The organism is Janthinobacterium sp. 78, assembly GCF_003096775.1.
GTDB classification, from domain to species: domain Bacteria; phylum Pseudomonadota; class Gammaproteobacteria; order Burkholderiales; family Burkholderiaceae_D; genus Janthinobacterium; species Janthinobacterium tructae.
In genome coordinates this window covers 5263282-5284823 of record NZ_QENT01000001.1, presented here as the reverse complement: position 1 = coordinate 5284823, position 21542 = coordinate 5263282, and the positions used below count along the sequence as shown (strand labels likewise).

18 protein-coding genes are annotated in these 21542 nt (G+C 63.0%); 14 read left to right on the top strand and 4 right to left on the bottom strand.

Features of this window, described 5'->3' with window-relative positions; all coding sequences use genetic code 11:
- Positions 1–3 precede the first annotated feature (3 nt).
- The 3 genes from lpdA (at position 4) to C8C92_RS23290 (ending at position 3494) form a co-directional block, all read left to right on the top strand.
- Positions 4–1782 carry a dihydrolipoyl dehydrogenase gene (gene lpdA / locus C8C92_RS23300; protein ID WP_116745355.1) on the top strand — a complete coding sequence of 593 codons (1779 nt, stop codon included), beginning with the start codon at positions 4–6 and terminating at the stop codon, positions 1780–1782.
- 158 nt (positions 1783–1940) lie between these two features.
- Complete coding sequence (locus C8C92_RS28010; protein WP_261980892.1) at positions 1941–2069, top strand: hypothetical protein; 129 nt, start codon at positions 1941–1943, stop codon at positions 2067–2069.
- Between the two features lie 318 nt (positions 2070–2387).
- Positions 2388–3494 (top strand): hypothetical protein, encoded by a 1107-nt coding sequence (locus C8C92_RS23290; RefSeq protein ID WP_133250818.1) that lies wholly within the window; start codon positions 2388–2390, stop codon positions 3492–3494.
- 23 nt (positions 3495–3517) lie between these two features.
- On the opposite strand, the gene C8C92_RS23285 is transcribed toward C8C92_RS23290, so the two are convergent.
- Positions 3518–4234: a TetR/AcrR family transcriptional regulator gene (locus C8C92_RS23285; protein ID WP_099762403.1), complete on the bottom strand. Its 717-nt coding sequence runs from the start codon at positions 4232–4234 to the stop codon at positions 3518–3520.
- Between the two features lie 144 nt (positions 4235–4378).
- Here C8C92_RS23285 and C8C92_RS23280 point away from each other — a divergent pair, with 144 nt between their 5' ends.
- The 3 genes from C8C92_RS23280 to C8C92_RS23270 are packed head-to-tail and all read left to right on the top strand — an operon-like array spanning position 4379 to position 8717.
- Positions 4379–5581, top strand: a complete 1203-nt coding sequence (locus tag C8C92_RS23280) for an HlyD family secretion protein (protein ID WP_099762404.1) — start codon at positions 4379–4381, stop codon at positions 5579–5581.
- A gap of 6 nt (positions 5582–5587) precedes the next feature.
- Positions 5588–7186, top strand: a complete 1599-nt coding sequence (locus tag C8C92_RS23275) for a DHA2 family efflux MFS transporter permease subunit (RefSeq protein ID WP_116745353.1) — start codon at positions 5588–5590, stop codon at positions 7184–7186.
- 52 nt (positions 7187–7238) lie between these two features.
- A complete protein-coding gene (locus C8C92_RS23270) occupies positions 7239–8717 on the top strand; it encodes an efflux transporter outer membrane subunit (RefSeq protein ID WP_243420332.1) in 1479 nt (492 codons plus the stop codon).
- Between the two features lie 10 nt (positions 8718–8727).
- Here the strand turns inward: C8C92_RS23270 and C8C92_RS23265 are convergent, their stop codons facing one another.
- Positions 8728–9645: a LysR family transcriptional regulator gene (locus tag C8C92_RS23265; RefSeq protein WP_116745352.1), complete on the bottom strand. Its 918-nt coding sequence runs from the start codon at positions 9643–9645 to the stop codon at positions 8728–8730.
- Between the two features lie 111 nt (positions 9646–9756).
- Here C8C92_RS23265 and C8C92_RS23260 point away from each other — a divergent pair, with 111 nt between their 5' ends.
- The 6 genes from C8C92_RS23260 to C8C92_RS23235 all read left to right on the top strand — a co-directional run bounded on the left by C8C92_RS23260 (position 9757) and on the right by C8C92_RS23235 (position 17091).
- Positions 9757–10356, top strand: coding sequence for a short chain dehydrogenase (locus C8C92_RS23260; RefSeq protein ID WP_116745351.1), 600 nt, complete (start codon positions 9757–9759; stop codon positions 10354–10356).
- Positions 10357–10488: 132 nt separating this feature from the next.
- A complete protein-coding gene (locus C8C92_RS23255; RefSeq protein ID WP_306594799.1) occupies positions 10489–12177 on the top strand; it encodes a methyl-accepting chemotaxis protein in 1689 nt (562 codons plus the stop codon).
- Positions 12178–12225: 48 nt separating this feature from the next.
- The gene (locus C8C92_RS23250) at positions 12226–13962 is read left to right on the top strand and encodes a hypothetical protein (protein ID WP_116745350.1); all 1737 of its coding nucleotides are present in this window, start codon (positions 12226–12228) and stop codon (positions 13960–13962) included.
- 152 nt (positions 13963–14114) lie between these two features.
- On the top strand, positions 14115–14807 hold the full coding sequence (locus tag C8C92_RS23245) for a hypothetical protein (RefSeq protein WP_116745349.1): 693 nt from the start codon (positions 14115–14117) through the stop codon (positions 14805–14807).
- Positions 14808–14911: 104 nt separating this feature from the next.
- On the top strand, positions 14912–15643 hold the full coding sequence (locus tag C8C92_RS23240) for a BON domain-containing protein (RefSeq protein WP_116745348.1): 732 nt from the start codon (positions 14912–14914) through the stop codon (positions 15641–15643).
- Positions 15644–15798: 155 nt separating this feature from the next.
- Entirely contained in the window at positions 15799–17091 is a 1293-nt protein-coding gene (locus C8C92_RS23235; protein WP_116745347.1) for an MFS transporter, read from the top strand.
- Positions 17092–17146: 55 nt separating this feature from the next.
- Here C8C92_RS23235 and C8C92_RS23230 read toward each other — a convergent pair whose 3' ends face one another.
- Positions 17147–19315 (bottom strand): S9 family peptidase, encoded by a 2169-nt coding sequence (locus C8C92_RS23230; RefSeq protein ID WP_116746098.1) that lies wholly within the window; start codon positions 19313–19315, stop codon positions 17147–17149.
- 175 nt (positions 19316–19490) lie between these two features.
- On the opposite strand from C8C92_RS23230, the gene C8C92_RS27670 reads away from it, so the two are divergent.
- Both C8C92_RS27670 and C8C92_RS23220 read left to right on the top strand, forming a co-directional pair.
- Positions 19491–20537 carry a lysozyme inhibitor LprI family protein gene (locus tag C8C92_RS27670; RefSeq protein ID WP_207781037.1) on the top strand — a complete coding sequence of 349 codons (1047 nt, stop codon included), beginning with the start codon at positions 19491–19493 and terminating at the stop codon, positions 20535–20537.
- A gap of 3 nt (positions 20538–20540) precedes the next feature.
- Complete coding sequence (locus C8C92_RS23220; protein ID WP_116745346.1) at positions 20541–21044, top strand: hypothetical protein; 504 nt, start codon at positions 20541–20543, stop codon at positions 21042–21044.
- A 14-nt stretch (positions 21045–21058) separates the two neighbouring features.
- Here C8C92_RS23220 and C8C92_RS23215 read toward each other — a convergent pair whose 3' ends face one another.
- A complete protein-coding gene (locus C8C92_RS23215; RefSeq protein ID WP_116745345.1) occupies positions 21059–21463 on the bottom strand; it encodes a hypothetical protein in 405 nt (134 codons plus the stop codon).
- Between the last annotated feature and the right edge of the window lie 79 nt (positions 21464–21542).

Below are 21542 nucleotides of genomic sequence, written 5' to 3'. Positions count from 1 at the left end.
TTGATGAGCACAGTAGAGGTAAAAGTACCGAATATCGGCGACTTCAAGGAAGTCGAAGTCATCGAACTGATGGTCAAGGTGGGCGACACCATCAAGGTGGACCAGTCGCTGATCACGGTCGAATCGGACAAGGCCAGCATGGAGATTCCGTCGACCCACGCGGGCGTGGTCAAGGAAATCAAGGTCAAGGTCGGCGACAAGATCGCCGAAGGCAGCGCGCTGCTGGTGCTGGAAGCGGCTGAAGGCGCCGCTGCTCCCGCAGCAGCCCCAGTAGCGGCAGCTGCGCCTGCCGCAGCCGCTCCGGCAGCTGCTGCAGCCCCTGTCGCCGCCATCCCGGCCGGCAGTTACAGCGGCCAGGTCGACATCGACGTCGACATGATGGTACTGGGCGGCGGTCCTGGCGGTTACTCGGCAGCGTTCCGCGCGGCCGATCTGGGCCTGAGCACCGTCATCGTCGAGCGCTACGCCACCCTGGGTGGCGTGTGCCTGAACGTGGGCTGCATCCCGTCGAAGGCGCTGCTGCACGTCGCTTCCGTCATCGATGAAACGGCGCACATGGGCAATACCGGCGTGACGTTTGCCAAACCGACGATCGACATCGACCAGGTACGCAAGTACAAGGAAGGCGTGATCTCGAACATGACGGGCGGTCTGGCCGGCATGGCCAAGGCGCGCAAGACGCAAGTGGTGACGGGCGTAGGCCAGTTCCTGTCCGCGAATCACATTGAAGTGACGGCAGGCGACGGCTCGAAAAAAGTCGTGCAGTTCAAGCAAGCCATCATCGCGGCCGGTTCGTCCGTGGTGAAACTGCCCTTCGTGCCGGAAGACCCGCGCATCGTCGATTCAACGGGCGCGCTGGAATTGCGCCAGATCCCGAAACGCATGCTGGTCATCGGCGGCGGCATCATCGGCCTGGAAATGGCGACCGTGTATTCCACGTTCGGTGCGCGCATCGACGTGGTCGAAATGATGGATGGCCTGATGCAGGGCGCGGACCGCGATGCGGTCAAGGTGTGGCAGAAGTTCAATGAAAAACGCTTCGACAACATCATGACCAAGACCAAGACGGTCGCGGTGGAAGCGCTGCCGGAAGGCATCAAGGTCACGTTCGAAGCAGCTGAAGCGGGTGCCACGGCGCCGGCGCCGCAAATCTACGACCTGGTGCTGGTCGCCGTGGGCCGCAGCCCGAACGGCAAGAAGCTCGCTGCCGACAAGGCCGGCGTGCAGGTGACGGACCGTGGCTTCATCAACGTCGACAGCCAGATGCGCACCAATGTGCCGAACATCTTCGCCATCGGCGATCTGGTGGGCCAGCCGATGCTGGCGCACAAGGCCGTGCATGAAGCCCACGTGGCAGCGGAAGCCGCCGCCGGCCAGAAGTCGCACTTCGACGTCAAGGTGATTCCATCGGTCGCCTACACGGACCCGGAAGTGGCATGGGCCGGCATCACGGAAGACGAAGCGAAAGCCAAGGGCATCAAGGTCGAGAAGGGCCACTTCCCGTGGGCCGCCTCGGGCCGCGCCGTGGCCAACGGCCGCGCCGAAGGCTTCACCAAGCTGCTGTTCGATGCGGAAACGCACCGCATCATCGGCGGCACCATCGTCGGCACGCATGCGGGCGACATGATTGGTGAAATCGCGCTGGCCATCGAAATGGGCTGCGACGGCACCGACATCGGCAAGACCATCCACCCGCACCCGACGCTGGGCGAGTCGATCGGGATGGCTGCTGAAGTGTACGAAGGCGTGTGCACGGACTTGCCGCCGCCGCGCAAGCGCTGATGTTGTAGCGCTGTGTCGTAGCACTAAAAACCCCGCAAGCGATTGCGGGGTTTTTTATTGTCCAACGACCATTAAATACCTCACCGGCGGCACCATCGTCGGCACGCATGCGGGCGACAGGTGAACGATGAAGCGGTGAAATCGCGCTGGCCATCGAAATGGGCTGCGACGGCACCGACATCGGCAAGACCATCCACCCGCACCCGACGCTGGGCGAGTCGATCGGGATGGCCGCCGAAGTGTACGAAGGCGTGTGCACGGACTTGCCGCCACCGCGCAAGCGCTGATAAAGAGTTAACTTTCAGTACAAGAAACCGGGACATGTTCCCGGTTTTTTTATTTCCATTGACCTGCGGCATAGTAAAACGTGGCGCGGCGGCGTCTTGTGAAAATTGGTGAGTATTGCCGTGTGGAAAAAGTGGCAGAATGGAGGTCTGTCACCATGTTCTGCTTCAATTGAAACGCGTGATTTTTCCAGGAATGTTGCCAGCGTGGGGTTCGGTCAAATTCCGCTGTACTGAAAGAGTTTTGCAACGATGAAAAAATTTACCGCCCTTCATATTGCCGATGTCCGTTTGCGTCGGGCTGATGAGCAAGAACAAGCCGTGATGCTGCATGCCTTGTGCCAGGATGTGGCCGCTATCCTGGCGGCGGGCAAGCAGATCGATGCGATTTTCTTCACGGGCCAGCTGGTGGCGCCCGACGCCTGTGCCGGCACGACACCCGTGTATGTCTACGAATACTTCCTGCGCCCCCTGCTGCAGGCGGCCAGTTTGCCCGGTGCGCGTTACTACCTGGTGCCGGGCAGCCGACAGCAGGGTGTCGCGGCGGCGGCGCTGGGCAATGCGGGCTTCAGTTTTTTCTCCGCCGATGAGCACGCCAGCGCCGAGCAGCGCGCGCACTACAAGAATATCCACGCCGTGTTCCATGGCCACCAGCATACGGGTGATGCCAGTTCACTGATGAAGTCGCTGGGCATCCTGTTCAAGAGCAATCCCGGTAGCCTGTACGGTGCGCATGGCCAGATGGCGGCGTTTTCCGTGCTCGAGTTCGGTACAAGCGAGGCTGCGGCCGATGGCGGCGCGGCAGGCACGCAGTGGACGGTGTCGCTGCGCGAGTTCGACGACGTGAGCAAGAACTTCGCTCTGTCGGTGTTGTACACGCCGAATGGCCAGGAAACGGGGCAGATGGATGCCGAGCATGTGTTTGCCACCTTGCTGCCGCAGCTGGCAGGCGAACGCGCTTATCTCGATGGTTTGCTGGGTCAGGCGGGCGTGCAGCAGCGCGCGGCTGCCGGCGCGGCGGCCGATGCGCGCGAATTCCTGATCGAGCTGGCGTTCGTGATGTTCGAAGCCAAGAGCGTATTCCTCGGCGAAGCGGAACTGCAGCGTTTTGCCAGCGACTATTGTGCTGTGAAGGGCTGGAACATAGCCGCCGGGGACTGGCTGGCACCGCTGTATGCGCAGGGCTTGCTGCTGCGGACCGATGGCCAGGTGGCGTTTTCCTTCGATTATTTCCGCACCTATTTCCTTGCGCAGCGCTTTGAAACCTCGTTCGACCTGATGCGTTATGGCCCGGAACGGCATGATGGAAGTGAGTCTTCACTTGGCTTGGATGCCGCGTCGGCAGCTCAGCCTTTCCTTCGTGCGCTGGGCTTGAACGAGGAGCATGCCGCAGCGGCGATGCAGGAAGAGGGCGGCCGCCCTGGCTGACCTTCGCGGCCAGCCTTCCCGCGTCAGTTCGCCAGCGGCTGGCGCAAGGTGCCGCGCAAGAACAGGTCCAGGCTGAGCGCTACCTTGGCGCGCAATTGCGCCACGTCCGGTTGGGCTTGCGGCGGAAACAGCAGGCGCGACATCTGATCTCCCAGCAGGCAATTGAGCAGGTGCAGCGTCAGGATGGAGGGCGTCAATTCCGCGCGAAACAGCGGCGCGATGTCGGGACGGCTGAAAAACCTGGTCAGCATCTCGCGCGTCTGTCCCGGTCCCACCTTGTAAAACGTTTCCGCCAGTTCCGGGTGCGTGGCCGCTTCGGCCACCACCATGCGATTCAGGCGGATGGCCGCCGGCATGGTAACGAGCTGCACGAACAGCAGGCCGAATTCGCCCAGGATGGTGGGCAGGGGCCGCATATCCGTTTCCAGCGCCGGCATGGTCGAGAAGTAGGCGGCACGGCGCAATTCCACCACGGCATTGAACAAGCCAGCCTTGCCGCCAAACTTCACGTAAATCGTGCGCACGGCCACATGGGCTTCGCGGGCGATCATTTCCAGGCTCACCTTCCCATACCCTTTTTCCAGAAACAGGCAGCCGGCCGTGTGCAGCAGGTTTTCCATGCGCGCCTCCATGTCGGCCGCGCGCGGCCGGCCGGCCGGCTTGCCGCAGCAGGAAAGCTCCTGGGCGGCGTCGGATTCTGTCGTGGTGGGCAAGGTATCGCTGAGGCCGGGATCGGACATGGTCTGGGTCTCTTTATAAGGTGGAAGGTAAGTGATGGCTCACACTGTAGTGCAAATTAAAATGAAATGCAATCGTTTCATTTCTTGACTTTGGTTTTTCTTTGCCCAATAATGAACCTATATCATTTCATTTTCGGAGCGAGTATGTCCAACCAGCCAGGCCAGGCAGAGCACAAGGTGCTGAGCGCCGTCCCACCCGCGGCCCCTGCCGCACCTTCCACGCCCGCTGCTTCCGCCAGCTCCGCCCCACCCAACAACCGCGTCAAAATCATCGCCGGCCTGATTGTCCTCGTCGCGCTGGGCGCCGGCGCGCGCATGTGGTACCGCAGCCACTATTTCGTGGAAACGGAAAACGCCTATGTGTCCGGCCACGTGCACCCTGTCTCGGCGCGCATTTCCGGCGTCGTCACCAAGGTCTTCATCGACGACAATCAAATGGTGAAAGAGGGCGACGTGATCGCTGAACTCGATCCATTCGACCAGCGCGTGAAAACCGAGCAGATCGCCGCGCAGATCGCCAGCGCCGAGCAGCAAGTGCTGCAAGCGGACGCGCAGATCGCGCAAGTGCAGGCGCAGGCCAGCGCCGCCCAGGCGCAAGTGGCGCAAGCCGATGCGCAATTGCTGCGCGCGAAACAGGATGCGGAGCGTTATGGTCAGCTGTACACGAGCCAGATGAAAGCCGTCTCGAAAGCGGAACTGGACGGCGCCAACGCGGCCCGCTCGAGCGCCGTGGCCGACCTGGCCGCCCGCCGCGACAGCGCTTCCGCCGCCAAGGCGCAGATCGGTGCGGCGCAAGCTGCGCGCGACGTGGCCAAGGCACAAGTGGCCGTGCTGCGCGTGCAATTGAAAGACGCGGAACAGCAGCTGCAATACAACCGCATCCTGGCGCCTGTCGCCGGCCGCATCGGCAAGCGCAACGTGGAAACGGGTATGCGCGTGCAGCCTGGCCAGCAACTGACGGCCATCGTGCAGGATAACGTCTGGGTTACCGCCAACTTCAAGGAAACCCAATTGGCCGATCTGCACCGCGGCCAGAGCGTGCACGTGACGATCGACGCCATGCCGGGCAAGAAACTGCTGGGTACCGTGGATAGCTTCGCGCCTGCCTCGGGTGCGCAATTCGCGCTGCTGCCGGCCGATAACGCCACCGGCAATTTCACCAAGATCGTCCAGCGCGTGCCCGTGAAAATCGTCTTCCAGCCGCAAGACATCAAGGCCATGAATGGCCGCCTGGTGCCGGGCATGTCGGTGATCGCCGAAGTGGAAGTCAATCAGCCTGAAACGCAGCCGGCTGCGCGCCACGCCGCAGCTCCTGCCGCTCCTGCCGCCCAGACCACCGCCCGCTAAGCTTCCATGAGCAGCCCCTCCACCACGCTGGCGAAGCCGCCAGCGTTTCCCGTGATCGACGAGCACGTCTCCGGGCGCACCTGGCTGGCGGTCGCCGCCGGCATGCTGGGCGCCTTCATGGCGGTGCTCGACATTCAGATCACCAACTCCTCGCTCAAGGATATCCTTGGCTCGCTGTCGGCCACCCAGGAAGAGGGTTCGTGGATTTCCACGGCCTACCTGGTGGCGGAAATTATCGTCATCCCGCTCACCGCGCTGCTGGCGCGCGTGTTCGGCTTGCGCACCTACATGATCGGCACCACCGCCTTCTTCCTGCTGTTCTCCACCCTGTGCGGGGCGGCCTGGAACCTGGAAAGCATGATCGTCTTCCGCATGCTGCAGGGTTTTACGGGCGGTGCCCTGATCCCCATGGCGTTCACGCTGGTGATGCTCAAGCTGCCGCCATCGAAGCGCGCCGTCGGCATGGCCATCTTCGGCTTGACGGCCACGCTGGCGCCGGCCATGGGCCCGACCCTGGGCGGGTATCTGAGCGAGCTGTATGGCTGGCCTTCGATCTTCTACATCAACTGGGTGCCGGGCGTGCTGCTGATCGCCGGCATGATCTATGGCCTGGACAAGGAGCCGATGAAGCTGTCGATGTTCTGGAAAGCCGACTGGCTGGGCATCTTCTTCATGGCCCTGGGCCTGGGCTGCCTGACCATCTTCCTGGAAGAGGGCAATTCGAAGGACTGGTTCGACTCGGGTTTCATCATCGCCTTTGCCGCGCTGGCCCTGACGGGCATCCTGGGCTGGGTCGTCACCAGCGCCACGCGCGCCGAGCCGTTCGTCAACCTGGCCCTGTACGGTCAGCGCAATTTTCTGGTCGCCACCGTGCTGTCGGCCGTGACGGGCATGGGCCTGTATGGCTCGGCCTTTTTGCTGCCGCTGTTCCTGGGCCAGATCGCCGGCTATTCGCCGATGCAGATCGGTGAAGTCATCATGTGGGTGGGCTTGCCGCAGCTGTTCATCATGCCCTTCGTCGCCAAGCTGTCGTCCGTGGTGGACAACCGCATCCTGTGTTCGATCGGCCTCTTGCTGTTCGGCGGCTCGTGCATGATGAATGCCTACATGGACGCGTCCACCGGCTACGACCAGCTGCTATGGTCGCAGGTGGTGCGCGCGCTGGGCCAGCCCTTCGTCATGCTGACGCTGTCGAACTTCGCCATGAAGGGCATTGCGCCGAAGGACATGCCGTCCGCATCGAGCCTGTTCAACATGACGCGCAACCTGGGCGGCTCCATCGGCATCGCCCTGCTGGCCACGGCCCTGAGCACCCGCGAGCACTTTCATTCGCAGCGCCTGGGTGAAGCGATCAATGCGTATTCCAGCGCCACGCAGCTGCGCATCGACCAGCTGACGTCGTCGTTCATGGCCAAGGGCTATGACGCCGTCACGGCCGGCAACCAGGCCTTGCAGGCGATCGACGGCATCGTGCGCCGCGAAGCGTATGTGATGGCCTACAACGATGGCTTCTTCCTGATCGGCGCCATTCTGCTGGCCTGCATCGTGCCCCTGTGGCTGGCCGACAAACTCAAAGCTCCCGGTGGCGGTGGCGGCGGTCATTGACCGCGCACAGCAGCCCCTCAAGAACAAGAAGGTAATCATCATGCAAACCATCATGCAAACAGTATTGACGAAAATCGCGCTGGCCGCTTCCCTTGCCGTGGCGCTGTCCGCTTGCGGCACCGTGGGCCAGGATTTCACGGCCCCGGCAAACGTGGCCGGCGTCGACAACGGCGTCTTTCGCCACGGCGCGGCCGCAGCCGATGCCGCGCAGCTGCCCAAAGAGTGGTGGCGCATCTACGGCGACGCCACCCTGGATCGCCTCGAGCACAGCGCGCTGCAGGACAATCCCGGCGTGAAGGCGGCCGGCGAGCGCTTGCTGCAGGCGCTGGCGCAAAGCGGTACGGCGCGCGCCAACCAGGGCCCGAGCGTGAACGTCAGCACGGGTATTTCGAACTCGCGCACCTCGGCCAACACTTCGCAGGGCCTGGCCCTGGGCAACCGCTCCATCAGCGGTAATAACTTTTCCGTGGGCGGTTCGCTGTCGTATGAAGTCGACTTGCTGGGGCGTGTAAAACGCATGGTCGAAGCGGCGGACTCGCAGGCGCTGGCGGCGCAGGCCGACCGCGACGGGGTGCTGCTGATGCTGTCGGCGCAAGTGGCCAGCAATTACTGGCAGCTGCGCGGACTCGATGCGGAAATGGCGATTTTGAATGGCGCCCTGGACACGCGCCGCGAGTCGGCCGACCTGGTCGAGGCGCGCTTCAATGCGGGCTTGACGAATGAGCTGGACCTGGCGCGCGCGAAAGTCGAACTGTCGAACGCCCAGGCTGACCTGCATGAAGTCAAGCGCCAGCGCAACCAGCTGGAAAACAGCCTGGCCACGCTGACGGGCAAGCCGCCGTCGGCGCTGCAATTGCCGGTGGCCGCCGAGCCATCGAGCCTGCCGCTGCCGCCCGCCATTCCCGTCGGCTTGCCGGCCAGCTTGCTGGCGCACCGTCCTGACCTGGTTTCCAGCGTGGCGGGCCTGCGCGCGGCGAACGCGCAAGTGGGCGTGGCCGAAGGCGCGTTTTATCCGTCGCTGCAATTGACGGGCAATTTCGGCTACGCGTCCGAAAAACTGCGCGACCTGGCGCAGGGCGGTTCGCGCCAGTTCAGCTTTGGCCCGCTGGCCCTGTCCCTGCCGGTCTTCGACGCTGGCCGCAACCAGGCGAATCTGGACTTGTCCAAGGCGCGCTATGCGGAAGCCGTGGCGAATCACGAAACCAAGCTGCTGACGGCCTTGCGCGAAGTGGAAGATGCGCTGTCCGACGTGGAGCAGCGCCAGTTGCAGGGCGACGCCCAGGCCCTGTCGCAGGCAGCCGCCGCGCGCGCCTATCTGGTGGCGCGCACGCGCTATGAGCGCGGTATCTCGACCTATCTGGACGTCACCGATGCCCAGCGCAGTTCGCTGACGGCGGACCGCGCCGCCGCGCAGATCAAGACCCAGCGTCTGCTGGCAACGGTCGCCGTAGCGAGGTCTCTCGGCGCAGGCTGGCAGCCGGACGGCGAGCTGGCGAAGCTGGCGTCGGCGCCCGCCGCAAAAGCCAACTAAGCTCCCCAAGTTACGTGAGCGTGGCCGGTGGCGGTGTCGCCGCCGGCCCGTAGCGTTGCAGCAGAAAATCGATGAAGGTCGTCAGCTTGGGTGTGGGCTGGCGGTCGCGCGCATACACGAGGTGCATGGGGCGCGGCGCCGGCACGTAGCTGGCCAGCAGTGGCACCAGGCGGCCCGCCGCGATATCGTCGGCCAGCAGGATCTCCGCCTGCATGACGATGCCGAAGCCGTGCAGGGCTGCCATGCGCAGCGCTTGCCCATTGTTCGAGCGGAAGCGGCTCTCGGCCGCCGCGCCATCGTGGCGCGCTGCCTTGCCGCTCAGGCGCCAGCGCATGTGGCGCGACCACTGCATGAAATCCACGCATTCGTGCCGCGCCAGGTCGTCCGGCGTGCGCGGCGTGCCATGTTTCGCCAGATAGGCGGGCGCGGCGCAGATCACCATCGCATACGGCCGCAGCACGCGCGCCACCATGGCGGAATCTTCCAGCTTGCCGATGCGGATGGCCGCATCGAATCCTTCTTCCACCAGGTCCACCATCCTGTCGTTCAGATTCAATTCCAGGCTCACGTCCGGGTAGGCCGTCAGGTATTCGGCCATCAGCGGCGCGATGCACTCGCTGCCGAACGATACGGGTGCCGTGATTTTCAGCTTGCCGCGCGGCGTGGCCCGCATCGCTTCCGCGCCCGTTTCGGCCGCGGCGATCTGCGCCAGGATCTGGCGGCACTGCTCCACATACTGCTGGCCGATTTCCGTCAGGCTTTGCCGGCGCGTGGTGCGCACCAGCAAGCGCGTGCCCAGCCGCTCTTCCAACTGTTTGATGTGCTTGCCCACCATCACGGGCGATATCTGGAACGCCTCGGCGGCGGACGTGAAACTGCCCGCATCGACGACGGCGACAAAAATCTCCATGCTGCGCAATTTATCCATACGCCTCGATTGCAAATTGTGGGTTAGTAATCTTGTAAATTCTAGCGTATTTATTCCTTTTTGGAAGCGGCGCATACTGGCTGCATCGTTCAACCCACACAAGGAAGCAGCATGAAAATCGTCATCATCGGCGCCAGCGGCACCATCGGCACGGCCGTCGCGGCGCAACTGGCGCAACGCCATGAAATCATCGAAGTGGGCAGCCGCAGCGGCACGCATCAGGCCGACATGGGCGACATCGCGCAAGTGCGCGCCCTGTTCAAGCGCCTCGGCAAGGTCGATGCCGTCGTCGTCACGGCGGGCAAGCTGCATTTCGGCCCCCTGGCCGAATTTACCCCTGAGCAATTCCAGCTGGGCCTGGACAGCAAGCTGATGGGCCAGGTCAACGTGGCGCTGGTGGCGCAGGAATACCTGAACGACGGCGGCTCGATCACCCTCACCAGCGGCATCGTGGCCGAGCAGCCGATCCGCTTCGGCGCGGCCGCCAGCATGACCAACGCGGCCGTGGAAGGCTTCGTGCGGGGCGCCGCCATCGAACTGGCGCGCGGCGTGCGCATCAATGTCGTCAGCCCCACGGTGCTGGCCGAATCGCTGGACGCGTATGGCCCGTTCTTCTACGGCTTTGAGCCGGCCGCCGCCAGTCGCGTGGCCCTGGCTTACAGCCGCAGCGTGGATGGGGCGCAGACGGGGCAGGTGTACCGCGTCTGGTAAATCCGGCTGGGCCGGGCGGGCATTTTGAGGGGCCGCCAGCGGCCGTGCAACATTCATGATAAATTGATCTTTATTTCCGTAGCTCAACATATCGATGATGCTGGGGTCAATCACTTTCATGAATGGATGGATATGCAAAGCACCAAAATCAGCACACGGCTTTATACGGGATTTGGCCTGGTCCTGTTGCTGCTGATCATCGTTACCGCACTCGGCATCAACCGGGTGCAAAAGATCGACGCCATCCTCACCAATATCAGCGACGTCAACAACGTCAAGCAGCGCCATGCGATCAATTTCCGAGGCAGCGTGCATGACCGCGCGATCGCCCTGCGCGACGTGGTGCTGGCGGCCGACGCGGCGTCGGCCAAGCCGGAAATCGCGCGCATCGAAACGCTGGCCGCCAATTACGCGCAGGCCGCCGCGCCGCTGGACCAGATCATCGGCAGCGGCAAGGATGTGATCGAAGCGGAACGCACGGCCCTGGCCGGCATCAAGGCCAGTGAAGCCAAGGCCCAGCCGATCATCGCCAAGGTGATTCAATTGCGCCTGGCCGACGATGTGGCCGGCGCCACCGCCTTGCTGCAGCAGCAGGGCGCCGCCGCCTTCACGGGCTGGCTCGCGTCGGTCAACCAACTGATCGACCTCGAAGAAAAGATGAGCCGCGAACAGGCCGACAGCGCCAGCACGGTGGCGCGCAGCTTTTTCTTCTTCATGGTGCTGCTGTGCCTGGGCGCGATTGTGATAGGCACGATGGCGGCCTGGCGCATCAGCCACGGCTTGCTGCGCCAGCTCGGCGGCGAGCCCGGCTACGCGGCCGCCATCGCCGGTGAAATTGCCGCTGGTAACCTGGCAGTGACCATCACTACCGAGCCAAACGACCGCAACAGCTTGCTGTACGCCATGCGCGGCATGCGCGACAGCCTGGTGGCCATCGTCAGCCAGGTGCGCTCCGGCACGCAGACCATCGCCACCAACTCGCGCGAAATCGCGGCCGGCAACCTGGACCTGTCGAACCGCACGGAACAGCAAGCCGGTTCGATCGAGGAAACCGCCACGTCGATGGAGCAATTGACGGGCACCGTCAAGCAGAACGCCGAGCACGCGATCGAAGCGAATCAGCTGGCCGTATCGGCCTCGGGTGTGGCCGTCAAGGGCGGCGCCGTCGTGGCGCAGGTGGTGCAGACCATGGCCGCCATCAACGCATCGTCGAAAAAGATAGTCGACATTATCGGCGTGATCGACGGCATCGCTTTCCAGACGAATATTCTGGCGCTCAATGCCGCCGTGGAAGCGGCGCGCGCCGGTGAACAGGGCCGCGGCTTTGCCGTCGTCGCCACCGAAGTGCGCAGCCTGGCCCAGCGTTCCAGCCAGGCCGCCAAGGAAATCAAGGCGCTGATCGACGACTCGGTCGAGCGCGTCGACGCGGGCGCGCGCCTGGTCGATGAAGCGGGTACGACCATGCAAGATATTGTTGACAGCGTCAAGCGCGTGACCGACATCATGGGCGAAATCAGCGTGGCCACGCGCGAGCAGTCGTCCGGCATCGAACAGGTGAACCAGGCGATCGGCCTGATGGACCAGGTGGTGCAGCAGAACGCGGCGTTGGTCGAACAATCGGCTTCGGCCGCCGCTTCGCTGGAAGAGCAGGCCGGCAGCCTGTCGCAGGTGGTGAGCATCTTCAAGCTCGACAACTCGCAGGTGCCGCCGCCGGCGCGTGCGCGTCCGGCCGCCAGGCCGCTCGTCAAGGCAGCAGCGAAGCCGGCACCGAAAAAGCTGGCCGCCAAGGCGCCCGCCGATGACGCATGGGAAGAATTTTAAGCGGCGCTCGTTTACAATCGGGACCTTACATTGTTTGCTGAGGTCCCCATGAAACGTATCCTGTTCCCTCTGCTGATGGCCGCCGCCGTCGGCAGCGCCTGCGCCGCAACGCCGGGCACCCCGGCAACCCCGGCCACCGCGCAACAACTGACCAGCATGAGCGCCCGCTATGCGCCCGTCGCGCTGACTGCCGATGTCACGCATCTGTCTGCGGGCGACCGCCAGGCCATCGCCAAGCTGGTCGAGGCGGCCAAGCTGGTCGACGTGCTGCAGCTGCGCCAGCGCTGGTCCGGCAATGAAGCGCTGTGGGCAGCGCTGAAGAAGGACAAATCCAAGCTGGGCCAGGCCCGTCTGAACTATTTCTGGATCAACAAGGGGCCTTGGTCGGTGCTCGACGCGCATGCCTCGTTCATGCCCGCCAGCTATGCCGGTATCGCCATTCCCGCGCACAAGCCGGAAGCGGGCAATTTCTATCCGCAGGGCGCCACCAAGGCCAGCCTGGAAACGTGGATGAGTGGCTTGTCGCCGGACGACAAGCAGCAGGCGCAATGGTTCTTCACGACGATTCGCGCGGGCAAGGATGGCAAATACCAGACGGTAAAATATTCGGACGAGTACAAGGTGGAGTTGAAGCAATTGGCCAAGCTGCTCGACGAAGCGGCGGCCGCCACGGACAACGCATCGCTGAAGAAATTTCTGACCCTGCGCGCCAAGGCTTTCCTCGACAACGATTACTTGCCGTCCGACTTCGCCTGGATGGACCTCGATTCGCCCGTCGACATCACCATCGGCCCGTACGAAACATATAACGACGAGTTGTTCGGCTACAAGGCCGCGTTCGAAGCGTACGTGAACATCCGCGACCAGGCCGAGACGCAAAAGCTGAACTTCTTCGCCAAACACATGCAGGAGCTGGAAGACAACCTGCCGCTCGACGCCCGGTACCGCAATCCGAAAGTGGGCGCGCTGGCGCCGATGGTGGTGGTGAATCAGGTATATGGCGCCGGCGATGGCAACATGGCCGTGCAGACGGCCGCCTACAACTTGCCCAATGACGAGCGCATCATCAGCGCGCGCGGCTCGAAGCGCGTGATGCTGAAAAACGTGCAGGAAGCCAAGTTCAAGGCCACCCTGACGCCGATCTCGAAACTGGTGCTGAGCGCCGAAGCGCAGCAGGACGTCGATTTCAATTCCTTCTTCACGCACATCCTCGCGCATGAAATCATGCACGGCCTGGGCCCGCACGCCACCGTCGTCGATGGCAAGCCATCGACGCCACGCCAGGACTTGAAGGAAGCATACTCGACCATCGAAGAAGCCAAGGCCGACATCACGGGCCTGTTCGCGCTGCGCTACATGATGGACAAGGGTCAGCTCAACGATACCCTGGGCCAGGGCGACGTGGCCGAGCGCAAGCTGTACAACACCTTCCTTGCCTCCGGTTTCCGCACCCTGCATTTCGGCCTGACCGATTCGCACGCGCGTGGCATGGCCATTCAGATCAATTACATCCTCGACAAGGGCGGCTTTGTCTCGCTGGGCGATGGCAAGTTCGGCGTCGATTTTGCGAAGATCAAGCAAGCCGTGATCGACCTGGACCGTGAATTTCTGGCCATCGAGGCGACGGGCGACTATGCGCGCGCGCAAGCGATGATGACCAAATACGTGGTCATCCGCCCTGAAGTGCAGGTGGCGCTCGACAAGATGAAGGCCGTGCCCAACGATATCCGTCCGGAATTCGTCACGGCCCGCGCGCTGGACAAAGCAATGACTGCGAAGAAATAATCCCGACCTTGACTATTGTCAGTGTGAAAAGCCGGTGCACTGCACCGGTTTTTTTTCGTCTTTATTTATGAAAAGTTGCCAGTTTTTCCTTGTGGAAATATTTTCACCGCTTACTCTGCAGTGATAAATCCTCCTTTCTTCCTGTCGATTCCATGTTGAAACCGCTCTTGCTGATGAGCTTGCTCATCGCTTTATCCCCTGTGCCCGCCGTGGCTGCCGCCCAGCTTGCCGATCTGGAAAGCCGCTGGCTGCAGGCGGGCCAGCCCGTCATCGCATTCGCGCGCGCGCAAGGTTTGCCCATCGATATCATCGTGCAGCCGCAGGATGCGTCCGGCGCCGTGCCGCTGGCGCTGGGCTACGAAGGGGGGCGCTGCAAGCTGGTGCTGTCCTTGCGCGGCAATGCGCAGGCGGACAGTGTCTTGCAGGGCGTGCCGGCTGCGCGCCAGGGCCTGATGATCGAAGCGATGACGGCGCATGAAATCGGCCATTGCCAGCGCTATGCACAGGGCGACTGGCACGCCTTGCCACGCGGCTTTATCGAGCCGCTCGGCACGCAGCGCGGCAAGTTGACACCGCTGGCGCAGGAGGTGCGCGAGACGCGTCGCGAAGAGGCCTATGCGGATCTGGTAGCCCTGGCCTGGATGCATGCACGCCACCCCGGGCAATACCGGGAGGTGCTGGCCTGGATGGGCGGCGTGCGCGCGGGGGGCGAGGCTGCAGGCGGGTCGCACGCCACGCAGGCATGGCTGGCGCTGGCAGATGGCGCGGGTGTATTTGATGGGGCCGCTTCACCATTTGAACAGGCGCAAGTATTGTGGCGGAAGGGCTTGAGCGGCGACAAATAAACGCTGATTTTTACGCGGATGACCTGTCAGCGTGTGTTGTCGCACGGAGCTTTGCGTGCGGCAGGGGTCTAATCTGGGCATCAACTAACCAGAGAGGAACCATCATGAACAAAATGATCGCACTCATGCTGGCCGCCAGTGCCAGCGCCCTGCTTGCCGCCGCGCCCGCGTATGCGCAGGATGCCTCGTACAAGAGCTTGACGGACAAGGCAACGGCCGACTACAAGCAGGCCAAGGTTGCCTGCGATGCCCACAGCGGCAACGCGAAAAAAGTCTGCGTGGAAGAAGCCAAGGTGGCGCGCGCCAAGGCCGAATCGGACGCCGTGGCGCAATACCGCAACACGCCGCGCGAACTGGGCAAGGCCCGCAAGGATGTTGCCAATGCCGAGTATGACATGGCCAAGGCCAAGTGCGGCGACCGCACGGGCACCGATAAAACCACGTGCATGAACGATGCCAAGGCGGCGAAAACGGCCGCGCTGGCGGACGCCAACACGGGCGCCAGGGCCGGCACCAACGTGGCGCAGAATCCCCCCGCCACGATGAAAGAAAACTGCGACGCCATGGATGCGACGGCCAAGGCCGCCTGCATGACGCGCAATGCGGCCAGCAGCACCAAGGTGGCAGTGGAAGACTCCGTCATCACCACCAAGATCAAGGCAGACCTCGTCAAGGACAATGACTTGAAAGCACTCGACGTGCACGTGGAAACGGTGAATGGCGTCGTCATGCTCAGCGGCTTCGTGCCTTCCCAGGCGCAAGTGAAAAAAGCCGCCGACCTGGCCCGTGGCGTGGAAGGCGTGACGGATGTGAAGAATGGCTTGAAGGTGAAATAAGCGCACTCTGTAATGCGTTAAAGCCGGGACTGGAGCCGCACGCAGCAGTGTGGCTCCAGTTTTTTTTGATTGTATAAATTACGATCATAATATAACATGAGGAAAATCTGACCGGTTGGTGCTGGTCTGCATCCACGTTTACTCATGAGGGCAGCATGCTTTCCTATCCTGTTTCGCAATGGCTGGCGCGGCGCGGCATCCACTTTGCCTGGGTCATCGTCGCCATCACTTTCCTCACCGCCTTGACCTCGTCGGCCGCGCTGGGCTTGCCAGGGGCGCTGATGCAGCCCTTGAGCCGCGAGTTCGGCTGGGATGCCGAGCAGATTTCCTCGGCCCTGGCCGTGCGCTTCGTGCTGTTTGGCCTGATGGGGCCGTTTGCCGCCATCCTGATGGAGCGCTTCGGCTTGCGCAATGTCATCTGTGTGGCGCTGGGCCTGATCGCTTGCGGCATGCTGCTGGCCACGCGCATGACACAGTTCTGGCATCTGGTGGCCCTGTGGGGCATCCTGCTGGGGCTGGGTTCGGGCATGACGGCGCTGGTCTTGAGTGCGGTGGTGGCGAACCGCTGGTTCGAGACGCACCGGGGCCTGGTGGTGGGCGTGCTGACGGCCAGTTCGGCAACGGGCCAGCTGCTGTTCCTGCCCGTAGGCGCCTGGCTGATCGAGCACTTCGGCTGGCGCACGGCCGTCATGCCTGTGTTTGCCAGCTGCGCCATCGTCGCCGTGCTGGCCTTCCTGTGCATGCGCAACCGCCCGCAGGATGTGGCCTTGCGTCCGTATGGCGCCGACTCGGCCACGCCTCTGATGGCGCCGCCTGCGGCAAAGATGACGTTTGCCACGCCGTTCGTGATCCTGCGTAGCGTGGCTTCCAATCGTACCTTCTGGATACTCTTCGGCACCTTCTTCATCTGCGGCCTCAGCACCAACGGCCTGATCCAGACGCACTTCATTTCCCTGTGCGGCGACTCGGGCCTGTCCGCCGTGCCGGCCGCCTCCGTGCTGGCCATGATGGGCGCGTTCGACCTGTTTGGCACGATCTTGTCCGGCTGGCTGTCGGACCGCTATGACAACCGCAAACTGCTGTTCTGGTATTACGGCTTGCGGGGGCTGTCCCTGTTCTGGCTGCCGTATTCGGAATTTACCCTGTACGGCCTGTCACTGTTCGCCATGTTCTACGGCCTGGACTGGATCGCCACCGTGCCGCCCACCGTGAAACTGGTGGGGGCCACGTTTGGGCGGGAGCGGGCGGGCATGGTGTTTGGCTGGATCTTCGCCGGCCACCAGCTGGGCGCCGCCGTGGCCGCGTATGGCGCAGGCCGCATCCGCACCCTGATGCTGACCTACAACCCGGCCCTGTTCGCCGCTGGCGCCGCCTGCCTCGTCGCCGCGCTGCTGGTGCTGGCAATCGCCCGCCAGAAGGCGGCCGTGGCCACAGTCCAGCCTGCATGAAAAAAGCCAGGCCCGCGTGAGCGGAGCCTGGCTTTGCAAGAAGTGCGCAGCAGGATTATTTTAAATATTTCGCCAGCCAACCCTCTACTTCGCTATAGAAGAAGCGGCTGTTCTCGCCCTTCAAGATCCAGTGGTTTTCGTCCGGGAAGACCAGCAATTTTGCCGGCACGTTCAGGCGTTGTTGCACGGCAAAGTTCATCAAGGCATTGTTGGCCGGCACGCGGTAATCGAGTTCGCCCACGGTGATCAGGATCGGGGTCGTGAAACCCGTGCCTTTTTCATGGTTGCCCGCTTGCATGACGGGGCTTTGATCGCGCCACACGGGCAGGTTCGACCAGACGGGGCCGCCCGCATTCGTTTCACGACCGAAACCGCCGTCGCTGGTGCCCCATTGCATGATCAAGTCCATTTCGCCCGCGTGCGAGACGATGGCCTTGTAGCGCGTTGTGGTCGCTTGCAGCCAGTTGGCCAGGTGGCCGCCATAGCTGGCGCCGCCGGCGGCCAGTTTCGTGCCGTCGATGAATGGATATTTCTTGATGGCCTCATCGACGCCCTGGTTGACTTCATCGCCCGGGCCTTTCAAGGGGTCGAACTGGATCGAGCGCGAGAATTCCTCGCCGTAACCCGTGGAACCCTTGTAGTCGGTCAGCAAGACAACATAGCCTGGCTTGGCCAGCAAGTGATAGTTCCAGCGCAGCACGAACTGGTCGCGCCACATGCTGGCCGCGCCGCCGTGGATGACGGTAAACAGCGGGTATTTCTTGTTCGGATCGAAATTGGCCGGCTTGACGAGCATATTGTGGATCTGGCGGCCGTCGGCCGTCGTGAACCAGAAGTGCTCGGGTGCCTGCCAGTCGATTTTATTTGCCTTGTCCGTGTTGAAGGCTGTCAGGCGTTTCGGCTGCTTGCCGGTGAAGGCATAGATTTCCGGTGGGTTGATGGACGACTCCCACACGCCGACCAGGGCTTTGCCGCCGCTGCTCAGCGAATTGATGCTGCCCGTCGGCAAGGATGGCTCCTCGCGCACGTCACCACCCTTGGCATCGATCGAGTACAGCTTTTCCAGGCCCGCGTGTTCATAGCTGAAGATGACGCGCTTGCCGCCTTCTGGCAGCACGAAACGCGAAATCGAACGGTCCAGCTTGGCCGTGAGTATCGTTGGCGCAGGGTTGCTCATCGGCCAGGCGAAACTGGCCAGGCGCTTCACGTCATACACTTTACCGGGCGTTTGCGCGTCGCTGAGGGCGAACAGGGTCTTGCCGTCGGCGGCGAATTTCAGGCTGCCATAGCTATGCTTATCCTGCGTCAAACGCTGCGCTTCGCCGCCTGCCACCGGCAGCAGATACAGTTGTGAATACACGGCTTCGCGCTGCGCCGCATCGCGGTTGGTGGCCGCATTGAAGACGATGGCCTTGCCATCGGGTGTCCAGACGGCGTCCAAGGATTGCCCCTCGTCGCCCTGGCCGCCGCCAAAGCCCGGCAGGGTGACCAGTTGCGTGCCCGACAGGATGTCGCGCGCTGTGTTGTCACCTCGTGCTGCGGCGTCGGCGTCGATGACGAACAGGCGCACTTGCTTGTCGGTCAGCCATTTGTCGAAATAGCGGGGTGCCGTCGTTTCATATGAACGGGCGCTGACCTTGCGTTCCTTGCGCTCCTTCGCGCTTTGCTTGACGTCGGCTTCCGTCTTGTTGCCTGGATAGATGTCGCTGATGAACAGCAATTGCTTGCCATCCGGACTCCATTTCGGCATGCGCGCGCCCAGGGTGAGCGAGGTCAGGCGCTGCGCTTCGCCACCAGCGGCCACGTCGAGGCGGTAAATCTGGCCCGCTTCATCGCCGTCGCGCCTGGCGACGAACACCAACTGGCGGCTGTCCGGCGACCAGGCCACGGCGCTTTCGCCGCTCTTGGAATAGCTCAGGCGGCGCGCGGGGCTGTCGTCAAGCAGCGACTTGATCCACAGGTCCGACCATTGCTCCTTGCTATCGTAGGCGCTGTCGACGACGGAAAACACGGCCCACTTTCCATCCGGGCTGGCGACGGGCGCGCCCACGCGTTTCATCAGCCATACGTCTTCATGCGTGATGGCATGTTTGGCATTGGCTTGCGTAGCGGCAACTGGGGTGGTGGCCTTGATATCGGCGGCGTGGACGGTCGTTGCCAGCGAGGCGCAGGCCGCTGCGATCAGCAGGGAGCCGAGGGAACGGCGAAGACGGGGTAAGGTCATGGGCGTGGTCCGGGAAGTGAAAAAGAGTACAGCGGGCAACATTATTGCCCATGGTTTCCTGCACTGCCAAGCCGGAGTACCGTTACTTACCAGGCGGGATAGGCGCGTAACGGGCGGGTGCAGCCTGGATGATCAGTTAAACTTGCCGCTTTACTCACGCTGGCGCTGCCTGAACATGAAAATTTGTCTACCCTCATTGAAAACGCTATTGCTGGGCGCGGGCGCGCTGCTGGCCGCTCCGGGCTTTGCCGCTGCCGCCGCTCCGTACCCGAATACCAGCGCCATGGGCGTGGGCCACGCGGAAAGCACGGCCTGGTATGCGACTTGCCTGAAGGTCAAGGATGCGGCGCCGCCGCCCGCCGACCTGCCGGCGCCGTCCTCCGTGGCATCGTTGCAGCAGTGCCAGGCAACAGACCTGTATTACGATACCAAGAGTATGTCTTCGCCCAAGCCTGCCGACTGGCGTCCCGCGCGCCATTGCGCGATGGCCACGCAAAACAGCGCCGTCTTGATGATGCTGTACCAGAATGGACAGGGCGTGCAGAAAGATCCGCTGCTGGCGCTCAAGTATGCGTGCAGCATCGATGCGGCGCCGGCCGAGATGCAGGGCCGCATCGAACACTTGCAGCAGATCAATGCCAGCGGACGCGGCATGATGGACTGGTGCGACGACATCACCAGCGGCTACATGATGGGCGTGTGCAGCGCCATCGATGCGCGCCAGAAACAAAGAGTGCGTACGCAGGCGACAGGCAAAGTCAGCGCAAGCATGCCGGCCGTGGCGCAAGCGTCGCTGCAAAAACTGCAGGCGGCGGCCAGCAAGTTTGCCGATGCGCGCGCAGCGAACGAAACGGACTTGAGCGGCACGGCGCGCGCCGCCCTGAGCATCGCCGCCCGCACGGCCGAGCTCGATTTGCTGGCGCACGATGTGCGCGAGTACGAAGCGGGCAAGTTGCCGGCCAGCATGTCCAAAGAGCAGGTGGCGGCGCTCGACAAGGAGCTCAACGCCATCTACGGCAAGCTGATGAAGAAGCCGGCCGAGACATACGCGGGCGCCGTGGGCAAGGATGGCATCCGCGCCACCCAGCGCCTGTGGCTGGCGTACCGCGATGCCTGGATGAATTTTGGTGCCGTGCGCTATCCGTCCGTCACCAGCGACACCTGGGCTGGCTGGCTGACGGCGCGGCGCAATACCCAATTACAAGATCTGCTGGAGAATTGAAGCATGCGCGAAGCCTATTATCACGAAGATGATTTTTGCATGATCGAACTGCTGCCGCTGGATAACTTGCAGCACTGTTTGACGCAGATGGGCGAGCAGCAGGTGTTTGCTGACGCGCACCGCAGCGGCGCCGGCTGGACGCAGATGTACGTGCCCGAGGCGCCGCCGTCGCAGATGCGCGCGCTGGGCCTCACGGCCGACCAGTTGCGGCTGGCGCTGGCGGACGCCATGCCGCCCTACGACGCCGTCTACACGGGCTACAGCAGTTATCGCGTGGAATGCAAGAACGTGCTGGCCTTTGGCGGCGAGAAAACGGAAACCCTGTTTGCCGGCCTGGGTGACGACGGCATCGTGGTGGATTTGTGGTGCAGCGACGCCATGCCGCAATTGCTGCTGCTGCCCTTGAAAGAGCAGTTGCTGCTGGCCGACTGGGGCGCGGGGTTTGCGTGCCCGTTGGCCGATGGCGACTTGTTTGTCCGTTATTTGGAGGAATACGAACTCGACTAGGGTAGGTAAACTTACTACTCGCAGGCGATGGCGTTCGGTTGCGCCACCTTTACCACCGATTGCAAACGCGCCATGTCGTTGCCGTCGCCTTGCTCGACGTACGGTTGATACGTGTCGATGACGATGCGCGCACGCGCTTGCCAGCCGCAATTGTCAGCCTGGCGCGCGGGCACGCGCAGCAGCCGGCGCGCCTCGCCATCGTTGCTGAAACAAAACCACGCGGCGTGCGTGGCGGCAGGGCGGGGCAGGCGGCCCCACTGCGCCTTGTCGGGCGCGAAGCAGACGCGGTTGCCGATGATCTGCAAGCTTATCTCGTCCGTGCGCGCGCTGTACTGGCCGTCAAGCACGATGGGCGCTTGCGCCTGGGCGGGCAGCGATAAAGAGCACAGCAGGGTGGATAGCAGGGGGGCAAGTTTCACAGTGCGTCTTTCCGTATCGTCAGCAGATGCGCCAGTATATCGGCACTGGCGGCGCACGATTGCATTGCTCGCGGGGAGA

Coding starts and splice junctions, on each gene's coding strand:
- C8C92_RS28010 (WP_261980892.1), top strand. CDS start 1,941: ATGGGCTGCGACGGCACCGACATCGGCAAGACCATCCACCCGCACCCG.
- C8C92_RS23240 (WP_116745348.1), top strand. CDS start 14,912: ATGAACAAAATGATCGCACTCATGCTGGCCGCCAGTGCCAGCGCCCTG.
- C8C92_RS23285 (WP_099762403.1), bottom strand. CDS start 4,234: ATGTCCGATCCCGGCCTCAGCGATACCTTGCCCACCACGACAGAATCC.
- C8C92_RS23250 (WP_116745350.1), top strand. CDS start 12,226: ATGAAACGTATCCTGTTCCCTCTGCTGATGGCCGCCGCCGTCGGCAGC.
- C8C92_RS23260 (WP_116745351.1), top strand. CDS start 9,757: ATGAAAATCGTCATCATCGGCGCCAGCGGCACCATCGGCACGGCCGTC.
- C8C92_RS23280 (WP_099762404.1), top strand. CDS start 4,379: ATGTCCAACCAGCCAGGCCAGGCAGAGCACAAGGTGCTGAGCGCCGTC.
- C8C92_RS23255 (WP_306594799.1), top strand. CDS start 10,489: ATGCAAAGCACCAAAATCAGCACACGGCTTTATACGGGATTTGGCCTG.
- C8C92_RS23220 (WP_116745346.1), top strand. CDS start 20,541: ATGCGCGAAGCCTATTATCACGAAGATGATTTTTGCATGATCGAACTG.
- C8C92_RS23265 (WP_116745352.1), bottom strand. CDS start 9,645: ATGGATAAATTGCGCAGCATGGAGATTTTTGTCGCCGTCGTCGATGCG.
- C8C92_RS23235 (WP_116745347.1), top strand. CDS start 15,799: ATGCTTTCCTATCCTGTTTCGCAATGGCTGGCGCGGCGCGGCATCCAC.
- lpdA (WP_116745355.1), top strand. CDS start 4: ATGAGCACAGTAGAGGTAAAAGTACCGAATATCGGCGACTTCAAGGAA.
- C8C92_RS23230 (WP_116746098.1), bottom strand. CDS start 19,315: ATGACCTTACCCCGTCTTCGCCGTTCCCTCGGCTCCCTGCTGATCGCA.
- C8C92_RS23270 (WP_243420332.1), top strand. CDS start 7,239: ATGCAAACAGTATTGACGAAAATCGCGCTGGCCGCTTCCCTTGCCGTG.
- C8C92_RS27670 (WP_207781037.1), top strand. CDS start 19,491: ATGAAAATTTGTCTACCCTCATTGAAAACGCTATTGCTGGGCGCGGGC.
- C8C92_RS23245 (WP_116745349.1), top strand. CDS start 14,115: ATGTTGAAACCGCTCTTGCTGATGAGCTTGCTCATCGCTTTATCCCCT.
- C8C92_RS23275 (WP_116745353.1), top strand. CDS start 5,588: ATGAGCAGCCCCTCCACCACGCTGGCGAAGCCGCCAGCGTTTCCCGTG.